20 protein-coding genes are annotated in these 21,777 nt (G+C 52.3%); 18 read left to right on the plus strand and 2 right to left on the minus strand.

Annotated elements, in window-relative coordinates; all coding sequences use genetic code 11:
- Positions 1 to 64: 64 nt before the first annotated feature.
- The 15 genes from hpaD (BLV48_RS17020) to BLV48_RS17090 all read left to right on the plus strand — a co-directional run bounded on the left by hpaD (BLV48_RS17020) (position 65) and on the right by BLV48_RS17090 (position 16,959).
- Complete coding sequence (gene hpaD / locus BLV48_RS17020; protein WP_091827997.1) at positions 65 to 916, plus strand: 3,4-dihydroxyphenylacetate 2,3-dioxygenase; 852 nt, start codon at positions 65 to 67, stop codon at positions 914 to 916.
- Between the two features lie 92 nt (positions 917 to 1,008).
- Complete coding sequence (locus tag BLV48_RS17025; RefSeq protein WP_091827998.1) at positions 1,009 to 2,439, plus strand: aldehyde dehydrogenase family protein; 1,431 nt, start codon at positions 1,009 to 1,011, stop codon at positions 2,437 to 2,439.
- 57 nt (positions 2,440 to 2,496) lie between these two features.
- Complete coding sequence (locus tag BLV48_RS17030; protein WP_091828014.1) at positions 2,497 to 3,684, plus strand: multidrug effflux MFS transporter; 1,188 nt, start codon at positions 2,497 to 2,499, stop codon at positions 3,682 to 3,684.
- Positions 3,685 to 3,784: 100 nt separating this feature from the next.
- Complete coding sequence (gene hpaD, locus BLV48_RS17035) at positions 3,785 to 4,711, plus strand: 3,4-dihydroxyphenylacetate 2,3-dioxygenase (protein ID WP_091827999.1); 927 nt, start codon at positions 3,785 to 3,787, stop codon at positions 4,709 to 4,711.
- Between the two features lie 151 nt (positions 4,712 to 4,862).
- Positions 4,863 to 6,047: a Bcr/CflA family multidrug efflux MFS transporter gene (locus BLV48_RS17040; RefSeq protein WP_091828000.1), complete on the plus strand. Its 1,185-nt coding sequence runs from the start codon at positions 4,863 to 4,865 to the stop codon at positions 6,045 to 6,047.
- Between the two features lie 251 nt (positions 6,048 to 6,298).
- Positions 6,299 to 7,468 (plus strand): p-hydroxyphenylacetate 3-hydroxylase oxygenase component, encoded by a 1,170-nt coding sequence (locus tag BLV48_RS17045; RefSeq protein WP_091828001.1) that lies wholly within the window; start codon positions 6,299 to 6,301, stop codon positions 7,466 to 7,468.
- Between the two features lie 144 nt (positions 7,469 to 7,612).
- A complete protein-coding gene (locus tag BLV48_RS17050) occupies positions 7,613 to 8,551 on the plus strand; it encodes a p-hydroxyphenylacetate 3-hydroxylase reductase component (RefSeq protein ID WP_091828002.1) in 939 nt (312 codons plus the stop codon).
- Between the two features lie 196 nt (positions 8,552 to 8,747).
- Positions 8,748 to 9,488 carry a helix-turn-helix transcriptional regulator gene (locus BLV48_RS17055; protein ID WP_091828003.1) on the plus strand — a complete coding sequence of 247 codons (741 nt, stop codon included), beginning with the start codon at positions 8,748 to 8,750 and terminating at the stop codon, positions 9,486 to 9,488.
- A gap of 96 nt (positions 9,489 to 9,584) precedes the next feature.
- Positions 9,585 to 10,463: a DMT family transporter gene (locus BLV48_RS17060; protein WP_091828015.1), complete on the plus strand. Its 879-nt coding sequence runs from the start codon at positions 9,585 to 9,587 to the stop codon at positions 10,461 to 10,463.
- A 117-nt stretch (positions 10,464 to 10,580) separates the two neighbouring features.
- Complete coding sequence (locus tag BLV48_RS17065) at positions 10,581 to 11,510, plus strand: exopolyphosphatase (RefSeq protein WP_091828004.1); 930 nt, start codon at positions 10,581 to 10,583, stop codon at positions 11,508 to 11,510.
- 86 nt (positions 11,511 to 11,596) lie between these two features.
- A complete protein-coding gene (locus tag BLV48_RS17070) occupies positions 11,597 to 13,729 on the plus strand; it encodes a mechanosensitive ion channel domain-containing protein (protein ID WP_091828005.1) in 2,133 nt (710 codons plus the stop codon).
- The gene (locus BLV48_RS17075) at positions 13,726 to 15,582 is read left to right on the plus strand and encodes an SLC13 family permease (protein WP_091828006.1); all 1,857 of its coding nucleotides are present in this window, start codon (positions 13,726 to 13,728) and stop codon (positions 15,580 to 15,582) included. Before BLV48_RS17070 ends, BLV48_RS17075 begins: the two co-directional genes overlap by 4 nt.
- A 53-nt stretch (positions 15,583 to 15,635) precedes the next feature.
- Positions 15,636 to 16,154 (plus strand): FKBP-type peptidyl-prolyl cis-trans isomerase, encoded by a 519-nt coding sequence (locus BLV48_RS17080; protein ID WP_091828007.1) that lies wholly within the window; start codon positions 15,636 to 15,638, stop codon positions 16,152 to 16,154.
- 80 nt (positions 16,155 to 16,234) lie between these two features.
- Positions 16,235 to 16,516, plus strand: coding sequence for a peptidylprolyl isomerase (locus tag BLV48_RS17085; RefSeq protein ID WP_091828008.1), 282 nt, complete (start codon positions 16,235 to 16,237; stop codon positions 16,514 to 16,516).
- A 95-nt stretch (positions 16,517 to 16,611) separates the two neighbouring features.
- Complete coding sequence (locus BLV48_RS17090) at positions 16,612 to 16,959, plus strand: FKBP-type peptidyl-prolyl cis-trans isomerase (RefSeq protein ID WP_091828009.1); 348 nt, start codon at positions 16,612 to 16,614, stop codon at positions 16,957 to 16,959.
- A gap of 447 nt (positions 16,960 to 17,406) precedes the next feature.
- Here the strand turns inward: BLV48_RS17090 and BLV48_RS17095 are convergent, their stop codons facing one another.
- Positions 17,407 to 17,907 (minus strand): flavin reductase family protein, encoded by a 501-nt coding sequence (locus BLV48_RS17095; protein WP_091828010.1) that lies wholly within the window; start codon positions 17,905 to 17,907, stop codon positions 17,407 to 17,409.
- Positions 17,908 to 17,921: 14 nt separating this feature from the next.
- Complete coding sequence (locus BLV48_RS17100; RefSeq protein WP_091828011.1) at positions 17,922 to 19,088, minus strand: acyl-CoA dehydrogenase family protein; 1,167 nt, start codon at positions 19,086 to 19,088, stop codon at positions 17,922 to 17,924.
- An 89-nt stretch (positions 19,089 to 19,177) separates the two neighbouring features.
- Here BLV48_RS17100 and BLV48_RS17105 point away from each other — a divergent pair, with 89 nt between their 5' ends.
- The 3 genes from BLV48_RS17105 to BLV48_RS17110 form a co-directional block, all read left to right on the plus strand.
- The gene (locus tag BLV48_RS17105) at positions 19,178 to 20,104 is read left to right on the plus strand and encodes a LysR family transcriptional regulator (RefSeq protein WP_091828012.1); all 927 of its coding nucleotides are present in this window, start codon (positions 19,178 to 19,180) and stop codon (positions 20,102 to 20,104) included.
- A gap of 86 nt (positions 20,105 to 20,190) precedes the next feature.
- Positions 20,191 to 20,862: a hypothetical protein gene (locus tag BLV48_RS18835; protein ID WP_139253959.1), complete on the plus strand. Its 672-nt coding sequence runs from the start codon at positions 20,191 to 20,193 to the stop codon at positions 20,860 to 20,862.
- Between the two features lie 687 nt (positions 20,863 to 21,549).
- Positions 21,550 to 21,777: leucine zipper domain-containing protein (locus BLV48_RS17110; RefSeq protein WP_139253960.1), on the plus strand; the 228-nt coding region annotated here is incomplete at its 3' end.

Genomic DNA, 21,777 nt, shown 5'->3' on the forward strand with positions numbered 1-21,777 from the left:
TGATCGCGGCGCAAAAAAACCTCGATCATGCCGGGCATGTCCCACAATAAAGAAGGTGTTAACCATGGGCGAAATCGTATTAGCTGCAAAAGTGACTCACGTACCGACCATGCTGCTGTCAGAGCAGCCGGGCAAACTTCAGGGCTGTCGCCAGCAGGCAATCGACGGTCACCGTGAGATCATGCGCCGTGCGCGTGAAATGGGTGCCGACACGGTTGTGGTGCTGGATACCCACTGGCTGATCAACGCCGGTTATCACATCAACAGCAACCCGGTATTCAAGGGCAAGTTCACCAGCCACGAGTTCCCGCACTTCATCCAGAACCTGGAGTATGAGTACAAGGGTAACCCGGCGCTGGGCGATGCGATTGCGGCCAAGGCCACCGAAAAAGGTGTTTTCACCCTCTCCCACCAGGTTGAAACGCTGGACCTTGAGTACGGCACACTGGTGCCCATGCACTTCATGGAGCCCGGTGATATGCCGATCGTATCTGTTGCGGCCTTCTGTACCGTTCACAACTTGCAGGACTCTCGCAAGCTGGGTGAGGCGATCGCCGAAGCGGTCAAGGAAAGCGACTGCAAGGTCCTGCTGCTGGCTTCCGGCTCCCTGTCACACAAGATCTGGGAAAACGAGCTCTATGAAGCGAACAATGGCACCTTCACCATTTCACGCGAATTCAACCGTCAGGTCGATCTGCGCGTGCTGGAGCTGTGGCAGAACGGGGAAATCGATACCTTCCTGAAAATGCTGCCCGAGTATGCCCAGCACTGCTCAGGTGAAGGCGGCATGCACGATACTGCCATGCTGTTCGGTGCCCTCGGCTGGGACAAGTACACCGGCAAGGGCGAGTTGATCGGCGAGTACTTCCCAAGCTCCGGTACCGGCCAGGCCAACGTTATTTTCCCGGTACAGTAAGTTACACATCCGCCGGGGTTTCACCTCCCCGGCGGTCGATTCAGCCAGTTCTCACTCATAACCCAACACTATAAGCAGGCGGAGACACATCCATGCTGCAGACATCCTACCCCTACTACCTGGCCAACGAAGCCCTTGCTCCGAACCAGGACCTGGTAGTTTATGACAAATTCTCCGGCGAAGCGGCCACCCGTGTCGCCATGGCTGATGCGGCTGCCATCGACAAGGCTATCGCAGCGGCTGACGCTGCCACCGAGCCGATGCGCAAGCTGCCGGCTTACAAGCGTCAGGCCATCCTGAACCACTGCGTGAAGCGTTTTGAAGAGCGTGCCGAAGAGCTGGCCGTAGCCCTCTGCATCGAAGCTGGCAAGCCGATCAAGGACGCCCGCGGTGAAGTCACCCGCCTGATCGATACCTTCCGCATTGCCGCTGAAGAAGCCGTTCGCATCGGCGGTGAAGTGGTACCGATGGATATCAGCCCCCGTGCTGAAGGTTACACCGGCATGTGGAAGCGCGTCCCTATCGGTGCCTGCTCTTTCATTTCACCGTTCAACTTCCCGCTGAACCTGGCGGCTCACAAGGTAGCTCCGGCGATCGCAGCGGGCTGTCCGTTCATCCTGAAGCCGGCCAGCCTGACGCCGATCGGCGCGATCATCATCGGTGAAGTACTGGCCGAAACCGATCTGCCCAAGGGCGCATTCTCCATTCTGCCCTGCCACCGCGACGGTGCCGACCTATTCACCACCGACGACCGCCTGAAACTGCTCAGCTTTACCGGTTCTCCGGACGTGGGCTGGCAGCTGAAGGCCAAGGCCGGCAAAAAGCCGGTAGTACTGGAGCTGGGCGGCAATGCGGCCTGCATCGTTGACGAAGGCACTGATCTTGACGATGCCGTTGCCCGTATCGTTTTCGGCGCCTACTACCAGTCTGGCCAGAGCTGCATCAGCGTTCAGCGCATCATGGTGCACGAAGCACACTACGATGAAGTCCGCGAGAAGCTGTCCAAGGCCGTTAATGCCTTGGTTCACGGCGATCCGAAAGACGAGAACACCTTCATCGGACCGATGATCTCCGAGAAGGAAGCCACCCGTCTGCATAACTGGGTACTGGAAGCGAAGGAAGCCGGTGCCGCCATTCTGGCTGGCGGTGAGCGCGAAGGTGCCATGCTGCAGGCAACCCTGCTTGAAAACGTGGATGCGGATCAGAACGTCAACACCCAAGAAGCCTTCGGCCCGGTGGCAATCCTGTCCAAATTCACCGACTTCGATGCCGCGCTGAAAGAGGTCAACAACTCTGACTTCGGTCTGCAGGCTGGCATTTTCACCCGCGACATCTACAAGATCCAGAAAGCCTGGGACGAGCTGGAAGTCGGCGGCGTGGTGATCGGTGACGTACCGTCCTGGCGTGTGGATCACATGCCGTACGGCGGCGTGAAGGACAGCGGCTTGGGTCGTGAAGGCGTTCGCTATGCGATCGAGGACATGACCGAGCTGCGCCTGCTGGTAATCCGCGATCCCAAGTAAGTGCTGTCCGGTGCAGTCCTGCAAGACTGCACCGGCTGCCTGACCGGCCGAGATATCGTGAAACCGAATCCACCTGTTGCCCTGCTGACACTGATCGCCATGGCCAGCCCACTGGCCCTGAATGCATTCGTGCCGGCAATGCCGGATGCAGCCGCTGCGCTGGATGCGGATATCGCCACCATTCAGCTGACCTTTACCTGTTACCTGTTGACACTGGCCATTGGCCAGTTGATCACCGGACCGCTGGCGGACTATTTCGGCCGTCGTCCGGTACTGCTGGCAGGTCTGGGTCTACACACGCTGGGCAGCCTGTTGGCTGCTTCAGCAGATGGAGTCGAGATGCTGATAGCAGGGCGTGTCCTGCAGGCGTTGGGTGGCAGTACATGCATGGCGCTGGCACGCACCATCATTTTGGATGTGCATGGCCGTGAGGGGGCAGCCGGGCGCATGGGCTACGTGGTCATGGCCATTGCCATTGCGCAGGCCATTGCGCCCACCATCGGGGGCTTCCTGAACCTTTGGACGGGATGGAACTCAATATTCTATATGTCCGTGTTCATGGGCGCCCTGGTATGGCTGGTCGCACTGCGCATGTTGCCGGAAACCAGTCGCGCCCGCAGTGACAGCCTGCACCTCGGAGGCATCCTGAAACGGTATGGTGAGGTACTGGGATCAGGCCAGTATCTGGGCTACGTGTTATCCACCACGGCCATCGCAGCGGCATTCTACCTCTTCGTTGGCAGCAGCCCCTATATCGTGACAGACCAGCTGGGCGGCAACTCGGCCGTGTTTGGCAGCTGGTTTTTGACGGTGTCGCTGGCCTTCATGGCGGGCAGTTTTCTGTCAACACGGCTGGCTAAGCTGTTCAGCGTTGACCAGATGGTCCTGTGCGGCAACTTGCTGTCGCTGTTGGGTGCGGCATTGCTGCTGGGCCTTTCACTGCTAAACGCGCTTAGCCTGGCAGGGCTGTTCCTGCCCATGGCCCTGGTTATTTTTGGCCGCGGCTTGAGCCAGCCGAATGCCCAGTCGGCCGCCATCAGCAGCAGTGACAGTTCGGCCGGAACCGCATCAGGACTGATGGGATTCATCCAGCTGTTGACAGGTGCCGTCATCGCCCAGCTTGTCCCCATGCTGCTGGATTATGGCACTACACTGGTATTCTGCTGCATTCTGGCAGCACCCGTGGTTGCATTGCTGGCACATTACAATGCCTGGCGCAGGCGACACGACAACGCTGCCCAATAATGCGCAGGGACGCCCACAAGACTATATCGGTCAATGACCCAAGACTATGCTGACCGGATTACGGCCCGCCGTTCCGGTGATAACAAAAGAGGAAAATTCGATGGGTAAACTCGCATTAGCTGCAAAAATCACCCATGTACCGTCCATGTATCTGTCTGAACTGGACGGTCCGCAGAAAGGCTTCCGTCAGGCGGCCATCGACGGACACCATGAAATCAGCCGCCGCTGCCGCGAGCTGGGCGTTGACACCATCATCGTGTTCGATACCCACTGGCTGGTAAACGCAAACTACCACATCAACTGTGCTGCGCATTGGGCCGGCAACTACACCAGCAACGAGCTGCCGCATTTCATCTCCAACATGGAGTTTGAATACGATGGCAACCCGGAGCTGGGCCGCCTGCTGGCAGAGGAATGTAACGCTCAGGGTGTCGAAACCCTGGCCCATGATTCCACCAGCCTCGACCCGGAGTACGGCACCCTGGTACCGATGCGCTACATGAACCAAGATCGCCATTTCAAGGTGATCTCGGTATCTGCCATGTGCACCGTGCACTACCTGAATGACAGTGCGCGTCTGGGCTGGGCCATGCGCAAGGCAATTGAAGAAAAGTACGACGGTACCGTTGCCATTCTGGCGTCCGGCTCCCTGTCGCACCGTTTCGCTCAGAACGGTCAGGCACCGGATTTTGCCACCAAAACCTGGTCACCGTTCCTTGAGCGGCTGGATCATCAGGTGGTGGAAATGTGGCAGAACGGCGAATGGGAAGACTTCTGCGAAATGCTGCCCGAGTATGCCGTGAAAGGCCATGGTGAAGGTTTCATGCATGACACCGCCATGCTGCTTGGTGCCCTGGGCTGGTCTGAATACGACCAGAAAGTGGAAGTGCTGACCCCCTACTTCGGCAGCTCTGGTACCGGCCAGATCAACGCAGTTTTCCCGGTGTCTCCCGTTACTGGTGAGAAGGTTCCGGGGCCTCAGGCGTCCGTCACCAAATCCTTTGCGCCGGGTTCAAGCCGCATCTGATACCCGATGACAACGACTCCAACGGCCTGCACCTGCAGGCCGTTTTCGTTTGGGCACTGAGCGCACAACTCTTTGTTAATATATTAAACAGATTATCCACAGTGGTAATATCTTCTCATAACAACCCAACATCTGACCGGGAGACTCACGGATGTCATCGGTAGCCAACCCCCAACGCCTGATCGTACTGCTGGCCGCGCTGGTCGCTTTCGGCCCATTGTCGATCGACATGTACCTGCCCAGTTTGCCTTTGATCGCACAGGATCTGCAGGCCCCAGAATCCAGTATCCAGCTGACCATCAGTGCCTTTCTGATCGGTTTGTTCATCGGCATGCTGTTTTACGGCCCACTGTCGGACAAGTACGGCCGTCGTCGCCTGCTCCTTGGCGGCATCACACTGTATCTGGTCGCCAGTATCGGCTGTATGCTGGCGACCAGTGCCGAGTGGCTGATCGCTGCACGCTTCCTACAGGCACTGGGTGCAGCTGCCGCCTCGGTGTTGGCCCGCGCCATTGTGCGTGACCTGTTCCCGCTGAACGAGGCCGCCCGGGTGCTTTCGCTGATGCACCTGGTCACCATGATCGCAACCCTGGTTGCACCACTGGTCGGTGGCTATCTGATCATGATCTCTGACTGGCGCTCGCTGTTTGTCGTGCTGTTCATCTTCGCAGCAATTGTACTGCTGGCCAGTGCCTGGAAAATTCCTGAAACCCATCACGGCGATTCACGCCGCGCCAGTGTACTGGCGGTGTTTCAGGCTTATCTCAGGATTGGTCTGCAGCCGGTGGCAATCGGCTACATTCTCTGCATGTCGCTGACCTTTGCCGGCATGTTCGCCTACATCACGGCATCGCCGTTTGTATACATCGAGTACTTTGGTGTCAGCCCGCAGAGCTATGCCTGGCTGTTCAGCCTGAACATCGGCGGCGTCATCGTATTGGTGAGCTTGAATGCCCGTTATGTGGGACGATTCGGCACCCAGAAACTGCTTCTCGCAGGCGCTTCTCTTGCAGCCTTTTCAGGGCTTCTGCTGACCTTCGCTGGTATTACCGAGATCGGCGGCCTGCCCCTGATTGTGGTGGCACTGCTGGGCTTTGTCAGCGTTACCGGTGTACTCGGTGCCAACTGCATGGCAAGCCTGCTGTCGCGCTATCCGGAACAGGCCGGTGCCGCAGCCGGACTGGCGGTTGCCTGCCAGTTCGGTCTTGGGGCTCTGGCAAGCTCCATCGCCAGTACTCTGCACGATGGTACAGCCTTGCCTATGGCGCTGATCATTGGTCTGACCGGCTGCGGCTCACTGGCAGCTCTTGCCCTGACCCGTCGTTCTGCAGCCTGAGCCTGGCTGAACTATACTTGGGCTGTCGGTTACTTTTTGATCGATAGCCCGGGTCCAGGCAGACAACAGCAATCCAACTTAAATACAGAAAAGTGCAATAATAAACCAGAATTTTACATTTCCTGCACAGGCCTGACTCCGCATAATCGTTGCAATCCTTCACGGATCATTATCAAGTTGTTGTTCGGGTAGCCACTCGAAAACCCAATTGCGATGTAACCGATTCCATTATTAGAAGAGAGACGATCCAGATGAACAAACAGAATCCGATGCTCGACAAACTCAAGGAGATCCTCCCTGCCATTCGCGCCAACGCTCCCAAAGCGATTGAGCTGCGTCAGGTACCCCAGGAAAACATTGAGATGCTGCACGGTATCGGTCTGAACCGTGCGTTCCTGCCCAAGGCCTACGGTGGCCTGGAAATGTCTCTGCCTGAATTCACTGATTGCATCGCAGCACTGGCCGGCGCCTGCTGCTCTACTGCATGGGCATACAGCCTGCTGTGCACCCATAACCATCAGATGGCGATGTTCTCCAAAAAAGCACAGGATGAGTTCTGGGCCGAGAACCCCGACACTGTAGCGTCCAGCTCCATCGCACCGTTCGGTAAGCATGAAGAAACCGAAGGTGGCATCATCTTTACCGGTGACATGAAGTGGAGTTCAGGTGTTGACCACGCAGATTGGATTATCGTCGGCTTCAACCGCTTCGACGAAGCCGGTGAAAAAGTGTACAGCTTTGCGGTCATCCCCAAGAGCGAGTTCACCATCATTGATGACTGGTATTCTGTTGGCATGCAGGGCAGCGGCACCAAAACCGCCAGCATCAAGGGTGTATTCGTTCCCGAACACCGCATCCAGGCCGCTCGTGACATGATGGAAGGCCGCCACGTTGGTCGTCCTCTGTACCCGGACAGCAAAATTTTCCATACCCCGTACCGCCCATACTTTGCCTGTGGTTTCGCGGCCATGAGCCTGGGTGTCGCCGAGCGCATGATCGATGTGTACAAGGAACTGACCCAGAACCGTGTCCGTGCCTACACCGGCGCTCAGGTGAAAGAGTCCATTCCGCCGATTCTGCGCATCGCCGAATCTTATCAGCAGGTATGTGCCGCACGCGCCTATCTGGAAAAGACCTGGAACGAGCACAAGGAATATGGCGAGCGTCACGAATACCCGGACCGTTACACGCTGGCGCACTGGCGTACCAACCAGGCTTATGCCATCAAGATGTGTGTTGAAGCCGTCAACCGTCTGTGGGCAGTGATGGGAGCGTCCAACTGGTATCAGGATCGCGAGAGCCAGCGTCTGTGGCACGAATCCAACATGACCGCGGCCCACGCCTACACCGACTACGATGTCTGCGCCCAGATCATCGGTCGTGAACTGCTGGGTCTTGAGCCGGATCCTTCACTGCTCTGATCTCTGCATTATCCAGAGGCGCCCTCCTGTTCATGCGGGCGGGCGCCTTTTCCCTTTTGACGGGGACACCTCACCTTTTCTCAGGTGGGCTGTCTGTTGCTCGTCTACTATAAGAATGTTGTTAACCCGACCCCAGGTGCTGTTATGAGCAATCAAGTCACTGAATTCGATCCCAAAGCCTTTCGTCGTGCTCTGGGCAACTTCGCCACCGGTATTACCGTTGTTACCGCACAGACCCCGGACGGCGTCAAAACGGGTGTAACCGCCAACAGCTTCAACTCCGTTTCTCTGGACCCGGCCCTGATTCTGTGGAGCATCGACAAGCGCTCCGGCAGTTGCGAGATATTCGAGAAAGCGACGCACTTCGCTGTTAACATCCTCGCTGCAGATCAGATCGACCTGTCCAACCACTTTGCTCGTCCCGGCGAAGACAAATTTGCCGGCACTGATTTCAACGCCGGTCTCGGTGGTGCGCCATTGCTGCCGGATACTGCTGCCTGTTTCCAGTGCGAAGCCTACGAAACCGTTGATGGTGGTGATCACTGGATCTTGATCGGCAAAGTTGTAGCCTTTGAGGACAACGGCCGGGCTCCGCTGGTTTACCATCAGGGCAGCTACTCTGTGGTCATGCCACACTCCCGCTTCCCTGCCAAGAAAGAGGATGAGCCGGCTGCCATCGAGCGTCTCAAGTCCCGTTTCAAGGACAATCTGTACTACTTGATGGTGCAGGCCATTCGTACCTATCAGGCCGACTATGCGCCACTACAGTTGTCCACGGGTCTGCGTACCAGTGAAGCACGCATGCTGATGGTACTTCAGGAAACACCAAAGCTCTGCCGCAAGGAACTGTTGCGTGAGGTCAACATGCCTGAAGTTGAGGTCGACAATGCGGCTGAAATCCTGCAGCGCAAGGGACTGGTGAGCTTCTCGGACGAGTGCTACAACATCACGGCCAGCGGTGAAGAGCAGGCCGAAGCCCTCTGGGCCCTGTCCAAGCAAGAGCAGGACAAAATGTTCGGTGAGTTCAGCGAAGACGAGATCGCAACCTTCAAGAAGATTCTGACCAGTCTCGCCTGCCGCTAAGCACAACCCGCTGTTTCCACCCCGGCATGTTCCCCCGAGCTCGCCGGGTGCCGGAGGGCCGGCCACTGACTGATTAGACGGCAGTCAGTGGCCGAATCGTTCTCCGGCTTTTGATCATGTTCTCCCGCCTGTGCCCGTTCTGGGTTAAGCTTCAGCAAAGCATAAGAACTACTCGCACTTGCCACAGGAAAGCTGAATGCCATCGCAGATGACACCTGACTGGAGCCCATCCTCCCAGGTATTACAGGTACTCGAACAGCTGGGGACTCACAGTTTTTACGATGTCTTTCTTGACTGGCTGCATGAAGAGTTCGGTACCGAACAATGTATGGTGTTCTACTGTGCAGACGGTCATCAGGTCTCGACTCTGCTGTTCAAGGATTATGCGCGAGAAGCGTCCGCCAGACAGCTGGCCGAAGCCTATGTGGAAGAACGTCACTACTTGCAGGATCCCAATTTCAGCATCTTGAAAACCATCGCGCCGGGCGAGGTACAGGTGGTTCGCTTTGACTCCGTCAGCAGTGATATGGGGTTACATTATCGCAAGGCCTTTTTTGAATCGCCGGGTTTTCTGGACAAGTTGGCGATCATCCGGGGAACTGAAGCCGGCAACTATTATGTCAACCTTTACCGCCGCAGTTCTCGTTTCGACAGCCGTTTTGATGACCATGACTTTACTCGTCGAGTAGGCGCATTGATCAGCGTACTGATCTACAAGCACTTTGCGCTGAATGAACGCTTGAGGCTTGAAGGACCACTGGCATTTCTGTCAGAACGTGAACAGCAGGTGTGTCGTGCGGTCCTGCGCGGAAAGAAAAACGAAGCAATTGCCGCCGAGCTGGATATTGCCGCCAGCAGCGTAATCACCTATCGCAAACGTGCCTACGAAAAGCTGGGTATTACCAGCCGAGCCCAGCTGTTTGCGCTCTGCACCTGAGCCAGCCGGCGTCAGTTCTCTTCTTGTAAACGTGCCGTTTCAGACTTTCTGCTAACATACACGCTTTGCCCACCGACTACGCAAGGGATGCATATTTTGTCCACCCATCAGAAAGCCGATCTGTTACTGCTGCTCACCACCATTCTTGCTGCGGCTGGCTGGATTTTCTCGCGTGAGGCCGTACAGGGGCTTGCCCCGCTGCTGTTCATGGCATTGCGATTTATCAGCGCAGGTCTGATCCTGGCAGCTGTTGGCTGGTCGGCCATGCGCCTGTTTACCCGGCTGCAATGGAAAAGTGCCTGTCTGGTGGGAGTCTTTTTTGGTACGGCACTGAGCTTCTGGATAGTGGCTCTGGAGATGACCAATCATGTGGGGGTCGGTGCCTTTTTGACCGGGCTTGGGGTCGTACTGGTGCCCTTGATCAGCCTGCTGTTCGGTGATCGTTCCGGGCCCTATGTTTTCCTGTCACTGCCTTTGGTCATCGCGGGCCTTGCCTGCCTGTCTCTGGACAGTGAGTTTCACCTTGGTCTGGCAGAAGTGCTGTTTCTGTTGTCTGCCCTGTTTTTTTCGTTCACGTTTATTCTCAACAGCCGCGCCGCCACACGCATGCCGGTACTTCCGCTGACCGCAGTACAACTGCTGGTCACCGGCCTGATCAGCGCGGTGGCATCACTGTTTCTGGAAGAATGGCACTTTGAACAGTCTGTCAGCATTTGGGGCTGGCTGATCGCAAGCACACTCATTGCAACCAGCCTGCGTTTTCTGGTGCAAACCCATGCTCAAAGCCTGGCACCTCCCAGTCATACGGCCATCATCATGACGCTGGAACCTGTCTGGACAGCTCTGCTGGCCATGCTTTGGCTCGGCGAATCCATGACCGCTCTTCAGCTCAGTGGCTGCGCCCTCATCTTTACTGCGATGCTGGTCAATCGCTGGCCGGCTCTGCGCAGCTGGGTCCGTTCACTTCAGACATAGTCGCTACAGGTCAACAAGCACGCTTTTTCCTGCCCTACAAAGCGGTTCAGGCTTCAGCCACCCGTACGGCTGTGTTACTTTCCAGATACGGTCAATTAATTCTGGGAGCTGTTGCTGATGTCCGCTGAAAAATTTCGCCTCGTTACCCGCAGTGATTTCGACGGTCTTGTCTGTGCCGTGCTGCTTAAGCACCTGGACCTGATCGACGATATCAAGTTCGTTCACCCCAAGGATATGCAGGATGGCAAGGTGGATATCACAGATCGTGACATTACCACCAACCTGCCCTATGTGAAGGGCGTCAACCTGGCCTTTGACCACCATCTGTCGGAAACAATTCGCAACGAGAAGGTGGACAATCACATCATCGACCCTGACGCACCTTCAGCTGCGCGCGTGGTATGGAAATACTACGGTGGTCATGACGCCTTCCCCGTTGAGTGGGACGAAATGATGGACGCTGTGGACAAGGGCGACTCGGCCCAGTTCACTCAGGATGAGGTGCTTAACGCAGAAGGATGGGTGCTGCTCAACTTCCTGATGGACGCCCGTACCGGCCTTGGGCGCTTCCGCGAGTTCCGCATCTCCAACTATGCCCTGATGATGGATCTGATCGACTACTGCAAGAACCACAGTATTGAGGAGATCCTTGACCTGCCGGACGTGAAGGAACGGGTTGAGCTGTACTTTGAGCAAGAAGCGAAATTCAAGGAGCAGATTCAGCGCTGCGCTACCGTACATGACAATCTTGTGGTACTTGATCTGCGACACGAAGAGCAGATCTGGGCGGGCAACCGTTTCATGATTTACGCCTTGTATCCGCAGTGCAATATTTCCATCCATGTGCTGTGGGGTCTCAAGCAGCAGAACACCGTGTTTGCCACCGGCAAGTCCATTTTTGATCGCAGTTCAAACACCAATGTGGGCGAGCTGATGCTGCAATATGGCGGTGGTGGTCATCATGCAGCCGGTACCTGTCAGGTCGAGAATGACCGCGCCGAATCGGTCCTGAATGAACTGGTCACTCGCATCAACGCTGACGGCTAAGCCTGATCAGACAGCGCCGTCAGATTCTCCCTCTGCCGGCGTTGTGCTAATCTGAGCCTGCGTCAAGCTATGAACGGAGGCCCTAATTGACCCCAGCCCTGCGACTCCTGCTAATTCTTCTTAGCCTTGTATTTACCTCCCTGGCCTTGGCCGAACCCGTCGATAGAGACCCCGTATCAGACTCGGCGCAGATAAACGATCTCACAGCCGAAACCGATGCAGAAGCCTCCCTGTCCCTGCCACGTCGACTGGCCCAGCTGAGCAGCAGTATCGCGCACGATGTCGGAGAGCAGATCGTAAACCTGGCCTCAACAGCTCGGAACCTGCTGTCTGGAGATCTGACCGATCCCGGTTTCGACTCTACCGCCTTTACCGATGCAGCCCTTAACCTGGGCATGGTAGTACTCTCCACTCTGATAGTGTTCTTTTTACTCAAGCGGGTTTCGCGTCCTCTGTTCACAGTATTCAGCCGTTGGACTGAAGCGGGTGAAAGGCCCACACCCGTTCTGCGACTGGTATTTTGTGTCGCCCTTGCAACGGTACTGGATCTGCTGCTAGTGGTATTGGCCTATGTCAGCGGCAGCCTTATCGGTACATTCCTGATTGGTGAAAGCGGTGAGCTGACCACTCGAGCCTCCCTGTTTTTGAACGCGTTTCTGATCATCGAAGGCCTGAAAGCGGGTATTCGCATGCTGCTTCAATCCGAACATCAGGGACTGCGCTTGCTCGCCATTGACGCCAACGAAGCGCGCTTCTGGAACCGCTGGATCGGCAAGCTGATCAGCCTGGTGGGCTACGGCCTGATGACACTGGTACCGTTGATCAACCTGTACCTGTCCAAAACGCTGGGCGAAGCAGTCGGTACCCTGATCACGCTACTGGCATATGCCTATGCAACAACCGTGGTATTAAAGCACCGAAGTCGCCTGCGCATGGTAATTGAGTTGCGAGCGAACAGTACGGAAGGTGGTATTGCCCAGGTATTGTTGAAAATGCTGTCGCGCAGTTGGCACTTGCTGGCAATTACCTACTTTTCACTGGTACTGATACTCACATTCACCCGACCGGAAGATGCACTACCCTTTGTACTGCTGGCAACCATTCAGAGTATTGCTGCCATCGTGGCGGGCCTGCTGCTTTCAACTCTTCTCGGCCAGACACTGGGCCGTCGACTCACCCTATCCGACGAACTGAAGCACAAACTGCCAATGCTTGAGTCACGCATCAACAGCTATCTGCCCAATGCACTCTACTTCCTGAGGGCAGTTCTGTTTGTTTTCGTCGCTATGCTGATCCTGGGGGCGTGGGGCGCATTCAATATCAGCGACTGGTTTGTATCGGATACCGGCCGCATGCTGGTTGGCAAAATCATCGCGATTGCCGTCATTCTCACCGTCGCCTTTGCAGCTTGGGTTATCCTTGCCAGCGTGATTGAGCACAAGCTGAACCCCGAAACCGGCACTGGTGAGCCCTCGCCCCGCATCAAGACACTGCTGGCCCTGTTCCGCAATGCGGCCGCAATTGCACTGATCACGATGACAGGCATGGTGGTGCTGTCGGAGGTCGGTATCAATATTGGTCCGTTGATTGCCGGTGCCGGCGTACTGGGTCTTGCCATCGGTTTTGGCTCTCAAAAACTGGTTCAGGACATTATCACCGGCATTTTCATCCAGCTGGAAAATGCCATGAATACCGGTGATATCGTGACCGTAGGGGGCATTACCGGGGTGGCCGAACGCCTCAGCATTCGCTCGGTAGGCATCCGTGATCTTAACGGCACCTACCACCTGATACCCTTCTCCAGCGTTGATACCGTATCAAACTACATGCGCGACTTTGGTTACCACGTTGGCATCTATGGCATCGCGTACCGCGAGAGCATTGATGAAGCCATCATCCATCTGCAAAACGCGTTTGAAGAACTGGCGGCCGATGAAGAAAACAAAAACAAGATTCTGGAGCCGATCGAAATTTCCGGCGTGACCGCACTGGCCGACAGTTCAGTCAATATCCGTGTTCGGATCAAAACCACGCCGGGCGACCAATTCTCCGTTGGCCGTGCCTATAATCGACTGGTCAAAATCCATTTCGACAACGCCGGCATTGAAATTCCCTTCCCGCATACCACAGTCTTTTTCGGACATGAAAAGGATGGTTCAGCACCCGCTGCAAGCCTGCGACTTGAGGCTCCCGGCAATAACCGTGAGGTCAGTGGATGACACAGGACCAGCTGCTGATCGTCGGTATCCTGATTGCAACCATGGGAATGTTCATCTGGGGACGCTGGCGGCATGACATGGTGGCTGGCGCTGCACTTCTGGCCTGTGTCCTCACGGGCCTGATAGAAGCTCAGGATGCATTCACGGGCTTTGCTCACCCAGCCGTCGTGACCGTGGCCTGTGTGCTGGTGCTCAGCCGGGCCCTTCAGGTGTCCGGTGCGGTGGATATTCTGACCCGTCATGTCTTGCCCAAACAGGCTGGTACCACCCTCAGTCTGGCCGCCCTGACCGGGCTGGGTGCCTTTCTGTCCGGATTCATGAACAATGTCGGAGCCATGGCGCTGTTGATGCCTGTAGCCATGCAGCTTTCGGTGCGACTGGACCTTACGCCCGGTCAGGTCCTCATGCCACTGGCGTTCGGCACCATTCTGGGCGGCATGACCACATTGATCGGCACACCGCCAAACCTGATCGTGTCCGGCTTTCGCAGCGAAAGCATCGGTAGCGGGTTTGGCATGTTTGACTTCACGGCCGTTGGATTATCCGTCGCCCTGTTCTGCGTTCTGTTTATTGCCGTGCCCGGCTGGCGCCTGGTACCCGCTCGCAAGCAGCCCGGTACTGAAGGCTTCGATACGGGGGCCTATATCACCGAGGCACGTGTGCCGGAAGACAGCAAACTGGCTGGCCTGCACCTGCGCGAGGCCGAAGCCAAACTGGACGAGGCGGATGCACAGATCATTGGACTGATCCGAAATGAGGTTCGTGTCAACGCTCCGTCCTCCGGTCGTCGCATTCGTGCGAATGACATTCTGGTGATTGAAGCGGATGTAGAATCCCTTGCGGGTGTCATCAGCGCGTTGGGACTACAGCTTGAAGAGGCCAAGGCCTCATCGGCCGATGATGACACATCCCTCCAGACAGAAAGCGCCTCAGAGCAGGAAGATAAGGAGACGGATAAAGACAAGGAAAAGGACAAGGAATCTGACAGCAATGGCGATGGCATGATCCTGATGGAACTGGTGGTCAGAACGGAATCACCGCTGCAAGGACGCTCCGCCCGCGACATTCTGCTGCGCACCCGGTACGGTCTAAACCTGCTGGCCGTATCCCGCGAAGGGTCCCGCTCCAAGGCTCGCCTGCGTACGCTCAAGCTGAAACCGGGCGACTTACTCTTGATGCAGGGCTCTGAAGAGGCACTGTCCGAATTCGCTGCCGATAACGGCTGTATTCCGCTGGCCGAGCGCGAGCTGCGCATACCCGATCGCAACAAGGCCCTGGCTGCAACGCTGATCATGCTGATTGCTGTCGCTTGCGCTGCCTTTTCACTGCTGCCAACAGCCGTTGCCTTTGCCGCTGGCGTACTGGCATCCATGGCGCTGCGCACCCTTCCCCTTCGGTCCGTGTATGACGCCATCGACTGGCCCGTCATTATTCTGCTCGGAGCGTTGATGCCGGTGGCTGCCGTAATGGAAAGTACCGGTACTGCCACGCTGATTGCCGACGTGCTGATTCAGCACGTAGCCCAAGGAAGCGGCCCTGCAGCCCTGGGGCTTATCCTGATCGTCACCATGCTCATTTCAAGTGTCGTCAACAACGCGGCCACTGCAGCGGCCATGTGTCCCATCGCACTGGGTACCGCCGCGTCGCTGGGTGTAAACGCGGATGCCCTGTTGATGGCAGTAGCCATTGGAGCGTCCTGTGCGTTCCTGACACCTATCGGCCACCAGAACAATACTCTGATCCTCGGGCCGGGTGGTTTTCGATTTGGCGACTACTGGCGCCTTGGGCTGCCTGTGTCGCTGCTGGTTTGTGCAATCAGCATCCCGCTGCTTCTGCTGGTTTGGCCGTTGTAGTGTTTATCCTTGCTAAGCCTGTTTCATAATCGGATACTTCGTTTTTTTACTCTATGCCGTACGAGGTGTTTGCGTTGACACAGATTGCCGACAATACAGTGGTTCAGTTTTTCTACACGCTGACCGACTCCGATGACACCCAGATCGAAACCAACCACGGGGCGGACCCCATTGCGTATCTCCACGGCCATGACGGCATGATTCCAGCCATCGAAGCGGCACTGGAAGGCAAGTCTGCCGGTGATACTCTGCACCTGACACTGGCGCCGGACCAGGCATACGGTGAACGCCAGGAAGGTCAGGAGCAACGTGTTCCCCTGAAGCACCTGCAAGGACTGCCCAAGGGCGTGCGCAGCTGGAAGGCTGGCATGGTCGCCGTTGTGCAGACCGACCAAGGCATGCGCCAGGTAACTGTGATCAAGCCAGGGCTGAAAATGGTGCTGGTCGATACCAACCACCCATTGGCTGGAAAAACGCTGACTTACGATATAGAAGTGGTCGATGTTCGCGCCGCGACAGACGAAGAGATTGCCCATGGCCATGCCCATGGCATCGGTGGTCATCATCACTGATGGTCTGCTCGAACGCGTCCGCCTGAACAGAGGCCCAAACCGTGTTTGAATTCATTACTCAATTGTTACGGAGAAAACCCATGGCACGTGCAAGCGCTCGTCACATCCTTGTCAGCTCTGAAGCTGAATGTCAGTCCCTGAAAGATCAGATCGCCAATGGCGCCGATTTTGCTGCTCTCGCCAAGGCACACTCGCAGTGCCCATCCGGCCAGCAGGGCGGAGAGCTTGGCAGCTTCGGCCCGGGCCAGATGGTCAAGGCCTTTGACGAAGTGGTCTTCAGCGCCCCGATCAATGAAGTACAGGGCCCCGTGAAAACCCAGTTTGGCTACCACCTGCTTGAAGTCACCAGTCGCGAAGACTGAAAATCGTGACATATGGGCTCTGGCCGGCTAACGCTGCGCCAGAGCCTTTTCATTTATCCACAACATGAACTCCATTGCTCACGACAGGAAGCGCCATGACTGAATGTGAACACCTACAGATCGAGGATATTGTCGAAGGCAGCGGAACCGAGGTGAAGAAAGGCGGCGCATTGATCACGGCGCACTATCGCGGTTTTCTGGAAGACGGGACCGAATTTGACTCCTCGTATCACAGGAGGCAGCCCTTTCAAACCGTCCTGAGCCGAAAAAAGGTGATCGCCGCCTGGGTTGAAGGCCTAAAAGGCATGAAAGAAGGCGGTACACGCAAGCTGACAGTACCGGCCGAACTCGGATACGGTGAGCGCGGCTTTGGCGACAAAATTCCACCCAATGCCAATCTGGTCTTTGAAATTGAACTGCTGGAGGTGCTGAATCGAGAGTAGACCGGTTTGCTCAAATATTTTTGACAGATCACGCCACTACCCGTACCGGAAGACGCCCAAATCCTCTGCCAACAACTGTGAGAAGCTGCCCCATAAGTATTTTATTGATAGGGTTGATGACCATAAAGATATCATGGAATGGACTTCATTAGCATTTCTTCAGGAAAGATAACCCACAGCATATAGCCGCAAATCGGTTTGCTGTGGGCGGTTTTGGCTAAATTTTGTTTAAGTAGGCCATTCTCATAAAACCATAACGTTTTACATCGAAAATTTAACAGAGCATACAAAAAATAAAATATATTTTATATTATTTTTTTAATATCAGATTAATAATAGTCGATCTAACATCACCAGAATTCAATACCAAAAAGATAGTGCCTGATTAATTTTTAAAACTATATTTTTATCCGTGCGATACAAAAGTCACATGAATATATTATATTTTCATTGGCACTGTAAAGTAGGATGAATGTCTGCTATAGCATAGCGCCCATCATGGAATACTAATGAGCTAGAAACATCATCGAATCCATAATCTTTCACTTCACCAACTATGATGTAATGATCGCCTCCATCATAAACATTCCATGACTGACACTCAAACCATGCAGCACTTTCATGCAACCTGGGGGCGCGATACGCTTCATCCAAGAGCTTCACATCACTGAATTTATCATATCCTTTACGTGAAAAACGGTTCGATAATTCAATTTGATCATCTCGCAAAACATGTACAGTAAAGTATTCACAGTTAGTGAAATCATTAGCACTATATGCAGACTTATCAATGCTCCATAAAATAAGTGCAGGATCTATAGAAACAGAGTTGAAGCTACTGGCCGTAACTCCAACTTTTTCACCATTAGAATTTTTAGTTGTGATAACAGTTACACCAGTCGGAAATCGTCCCAGAGCTTTTCGAAATTTTTTATTATCGAATGACATAATATTATCCTTCTTTATAGATAGCCTTTAAATGGTTCAACGTTACTGATAACTGCTCCAGCACCATCAAATACTGACTCATTGATGTGGGCGTGTTGTACACCAACCATTGTGTCTCGAAGTATTTTCTGCAAACGACGGTTCATATATATTGAACTAATACCAGAAAGGTTATAACAACGCTTGACAACATCTCCACATACTTCAGCGGCATGAGCAGATGAAAGTTTCATTTCGTTCGTAAGTTCTTGGCTAATTTCATTACCTTCAACGACTTCCTCAAACACTCTTTCACATACTTCATAAAAATAAGCACGGCAACTGAGATATGAAGCTGTTGATCTTGCTAAACCCATTCTGAAATATGCTCGATCTGCTAACTTAGGTGCTCCTGTTGTAGTTTGGCCCTGACACATATCAACAAGTTCTTGGATTGCCCCTGCTGCCAATCCAAGAAGCACTGCTGTATGTACCTGACCAGCAAAAGGTACAGTAGGAATACGATACAGTGGTTCATCAACTTTGGCAGTTTCTCCACGTAGAAATGTCCAATCTTCAGTCACAAACTTATTATTTACTCTCAAATCATGACTGCCAGTACCTTCCATGCCTACAACGTCCCAGTTATCAACAACCTCAACCTGAGAGGCGGGCATTATCGCGGTACGCGGCATATCATTAAAACCATTAACAGTACTCCCGGAAATACCGACCCCAATCCAATCAGCTGTTTTACAACCACTTGAGAATTTCCATTGACCATTAATAATCCATCCATTACCTTCTCTAATCGCTGGCTGTACGGGAAACAAACCACCAGCAAACATTTGATCTGGGCCATTCTTATAGATCATCGCTTGCGTCTCAATTGGTAAGGCTGCAAGGTAATAGTTAGATGATCCAAAACTTGCAACCCATGCTGCAGATCCATCGACAGAAGCCACTCGCTCAATTGCACGCAAGAATGGTATTGGATTGTCTGCTATGCCACCGAACATTTTTGGAACAGCTGCACGGAAAAAGCCGGATTTTTTCATCAAATCGACTATTTCATTTGGCACATAGCGTTGATTTGAGAACTGATCTCTTCCAGCTTTCACCGCTATCAACAGCTCTTCAATAGCAGCCTTGCCTGGTTCGTCAATCCAAACATCTTTGTATAGGTCTACAATATTTTTCATAAATCATCCGCGTGTTAAAAATTACAGTAACATGTATAATATCAATTGACCTTACTGACAAATAACAGATACTAATAATGTGAATAATCATGAATAATAAAGCGTTTGATTTGAATCTAGTCAGAATATTTTGCACTGTTTACGATACTGGTAGCTTAACCATAGCAGGAGAAAGACTTAATATAACACAGCCAGCGATTAGCCACGCGTTAAAAAAAATGCGTGCATATTACGACGACCCATTATTCGTGCGTTCAGATGGAAAGATGATACCAACAAAACTTTCAACTAGTATCGCACCTAATCTTAAAAAATCACTAGAGCTAATTAATATATCTCTAAAGTCAAAAATGGTATTGAGTGCAGAGGGCTCATCAAAAAAAACCTTCAAAATATCAATGTCAGATATGTCACAAATATTCTTCATCCCATCGTTATGCATGGCATTAGAGAATATACTTGACAAAATAAAGCTTGATATCGTGCAGATCACTCAAGATAAAATCGAACCAATTATGAGGGCTGGTGAGCTGGATTTTGCTCTTGGTAACCTACCTTATCTTTCTGGTAACAATATAAACGGAAGGGTATTAAAAGAAACTCTATTTTTCGACAAATTCATATGCATGGTACGAGACGGACACCCATCTATCAAAAGCTCTCTTGATAAAATAGATATCAGCAAAATCAAACTATTAAATATAAACAGCAGTATAACTGGCCACACAGGTCTACTAGAAGAAATAAATAGTAAATATGAGAAAAATATTGCATTAACCATTCCTAATTTCACAGTAGCTCCTGAAATAATCAGCAAGACAGACTTTGGTGTTATAATTCCTAAATCTGTAGCAAAAAGATACAACATGGAAAAAACATTTATCTTACATGATATCGACTTGGATAATAATAGAATCGAAATTAACATATATTATCACATGCTTTATAAAGACGACCCTTCAATTAATTGGATGAAAGAAATTTTCATTGAGCACTTTAGAGAAAATCAACCCTGATAATTTCAACTATAAATAAAAATAATTTATATTACTTCACATAAAGCATTACCATAGCACATGAAAATCACGGGGGAAGGTATGCTATGGCTTTTTGTTGTATTATAAAAAAAAATGGACTCGGAAAATTTAAAAAAAGAGAGCTAATTAAAATTCTTAGAGAGGAAGTATTAAATATTTTAGACTGTCAAAAAGCATTCCTACATATCCCCTCAACAGTAGAAGACAAACACACCAATGATGGAGTTAGCGAACACCATATCATAGAGTTTTTTCTTGATGATTTGTCATCTCTTGAGAAAGGGATACATCACATAAGATCAAAACTTTATTCAATGGGATCATATTCTGAACCCATAATACAAATACTACTGACAAGAGAATATGAATATAAAAACAACCCGATAGATGAAGAAAAAAAATTTAGTTACTTTGTTGAATATACAGGCATAACAAATAATGATACCGCATGGTGTAACCATTATATTAAAAATCATGTCGAGTTAATGAAGAAACTACCCAATATAAAACAAATTGTAGTTCATACTCCTTTAGCATGGATTTATCCTGAAGGTACTCATATTTTCAGAAGTTTATTATGCAATAGAGTATCATTCCAAACGAAACGGGATTTTGACTCAGCATTAAAAAGTTCTGTAAGAGATGAAATGCGTGAAGACTATAAAAAATTTCCACGCTTTGATGGAATATGTACGCACTATGCAATGGAGACCTATTCAATCATGGCCGAATCTTGAAAGGGGATAAATATAATTGACGTAGTAGTTATCCAGCTGTAGTAGTTATCCAGCTAAGGAGATGTGATCCAGTGTACCACATGAAGATTATATTCCTTGCATACGATCAAAGCCGCATGGATGCAGCAGCAACTCACACTCGCTAGCACCGCCAATTCAGTTATTGTCCTATCCGTAATAAAAAGCTCTTGGGTTTAATTAGTGTGTTGATCCTATATCCTATGGGAACGCCTGGAAACATATCGAAAATCACTATCCAAAAATAACCAACAACTCTCATCCATATCTTTAACTACATATAAAAATTTAAACCAAATTTATCCGACCATAAGATCCTCTTGCTAGGTTGTTTCATAAGACTGTTAGTAAATTTTCGTTGTATAAAACCATCCGATACCGCACCTTCACTCCGAACCTTGCACCGTCAGATCCGATGTTATTTTAAAATATACACGCGTGTCTCAATGAAGCCGACATCGTTCTGAACGAGGGCTCGTAGCCAAGACCATCTAATTCGACAAACATGCCCTGGGTGCAGAGAGCCAAAAAAGTAGATTATTCGTATTGCTGTATAAAGCTTATTTTGGTGAGAGCGGTCTCACTAGCTGTGGGTGCTAAGGAGGTTGTTCACGCCGGTTAAGTTCGAGATGCTGGTTATCGCCAAACAAACAGCACAGAACAACCGACATGAACAACCCCCATAAGAATGCACGAACCACGCCCCATATTCGAGCCCTGATCGTTGATCGCGCCATACGTCAGCAACAATCCATCAAAGATATCGCCCACACGTTCGGCATCAGTAGGCGCACGGTGTATAAGTGGCTTGCTCGCTATCGAGAGGCTGGTGACGCTGGTCTTGAGTCAGCATCCAGCCGCCCCCACGCCTCACCGAGGCAGATGCCGAAACAGTGG

The organism is Marinobacterium iners DSM 11526 (assembly GCF_900107855.1).
GTDB lineage: Bacteria > Pseudomonadota > Gammaproteobacteria > Pseudomonadales > Balneatricaceae > Marinobacterium > Marinobacterium iners.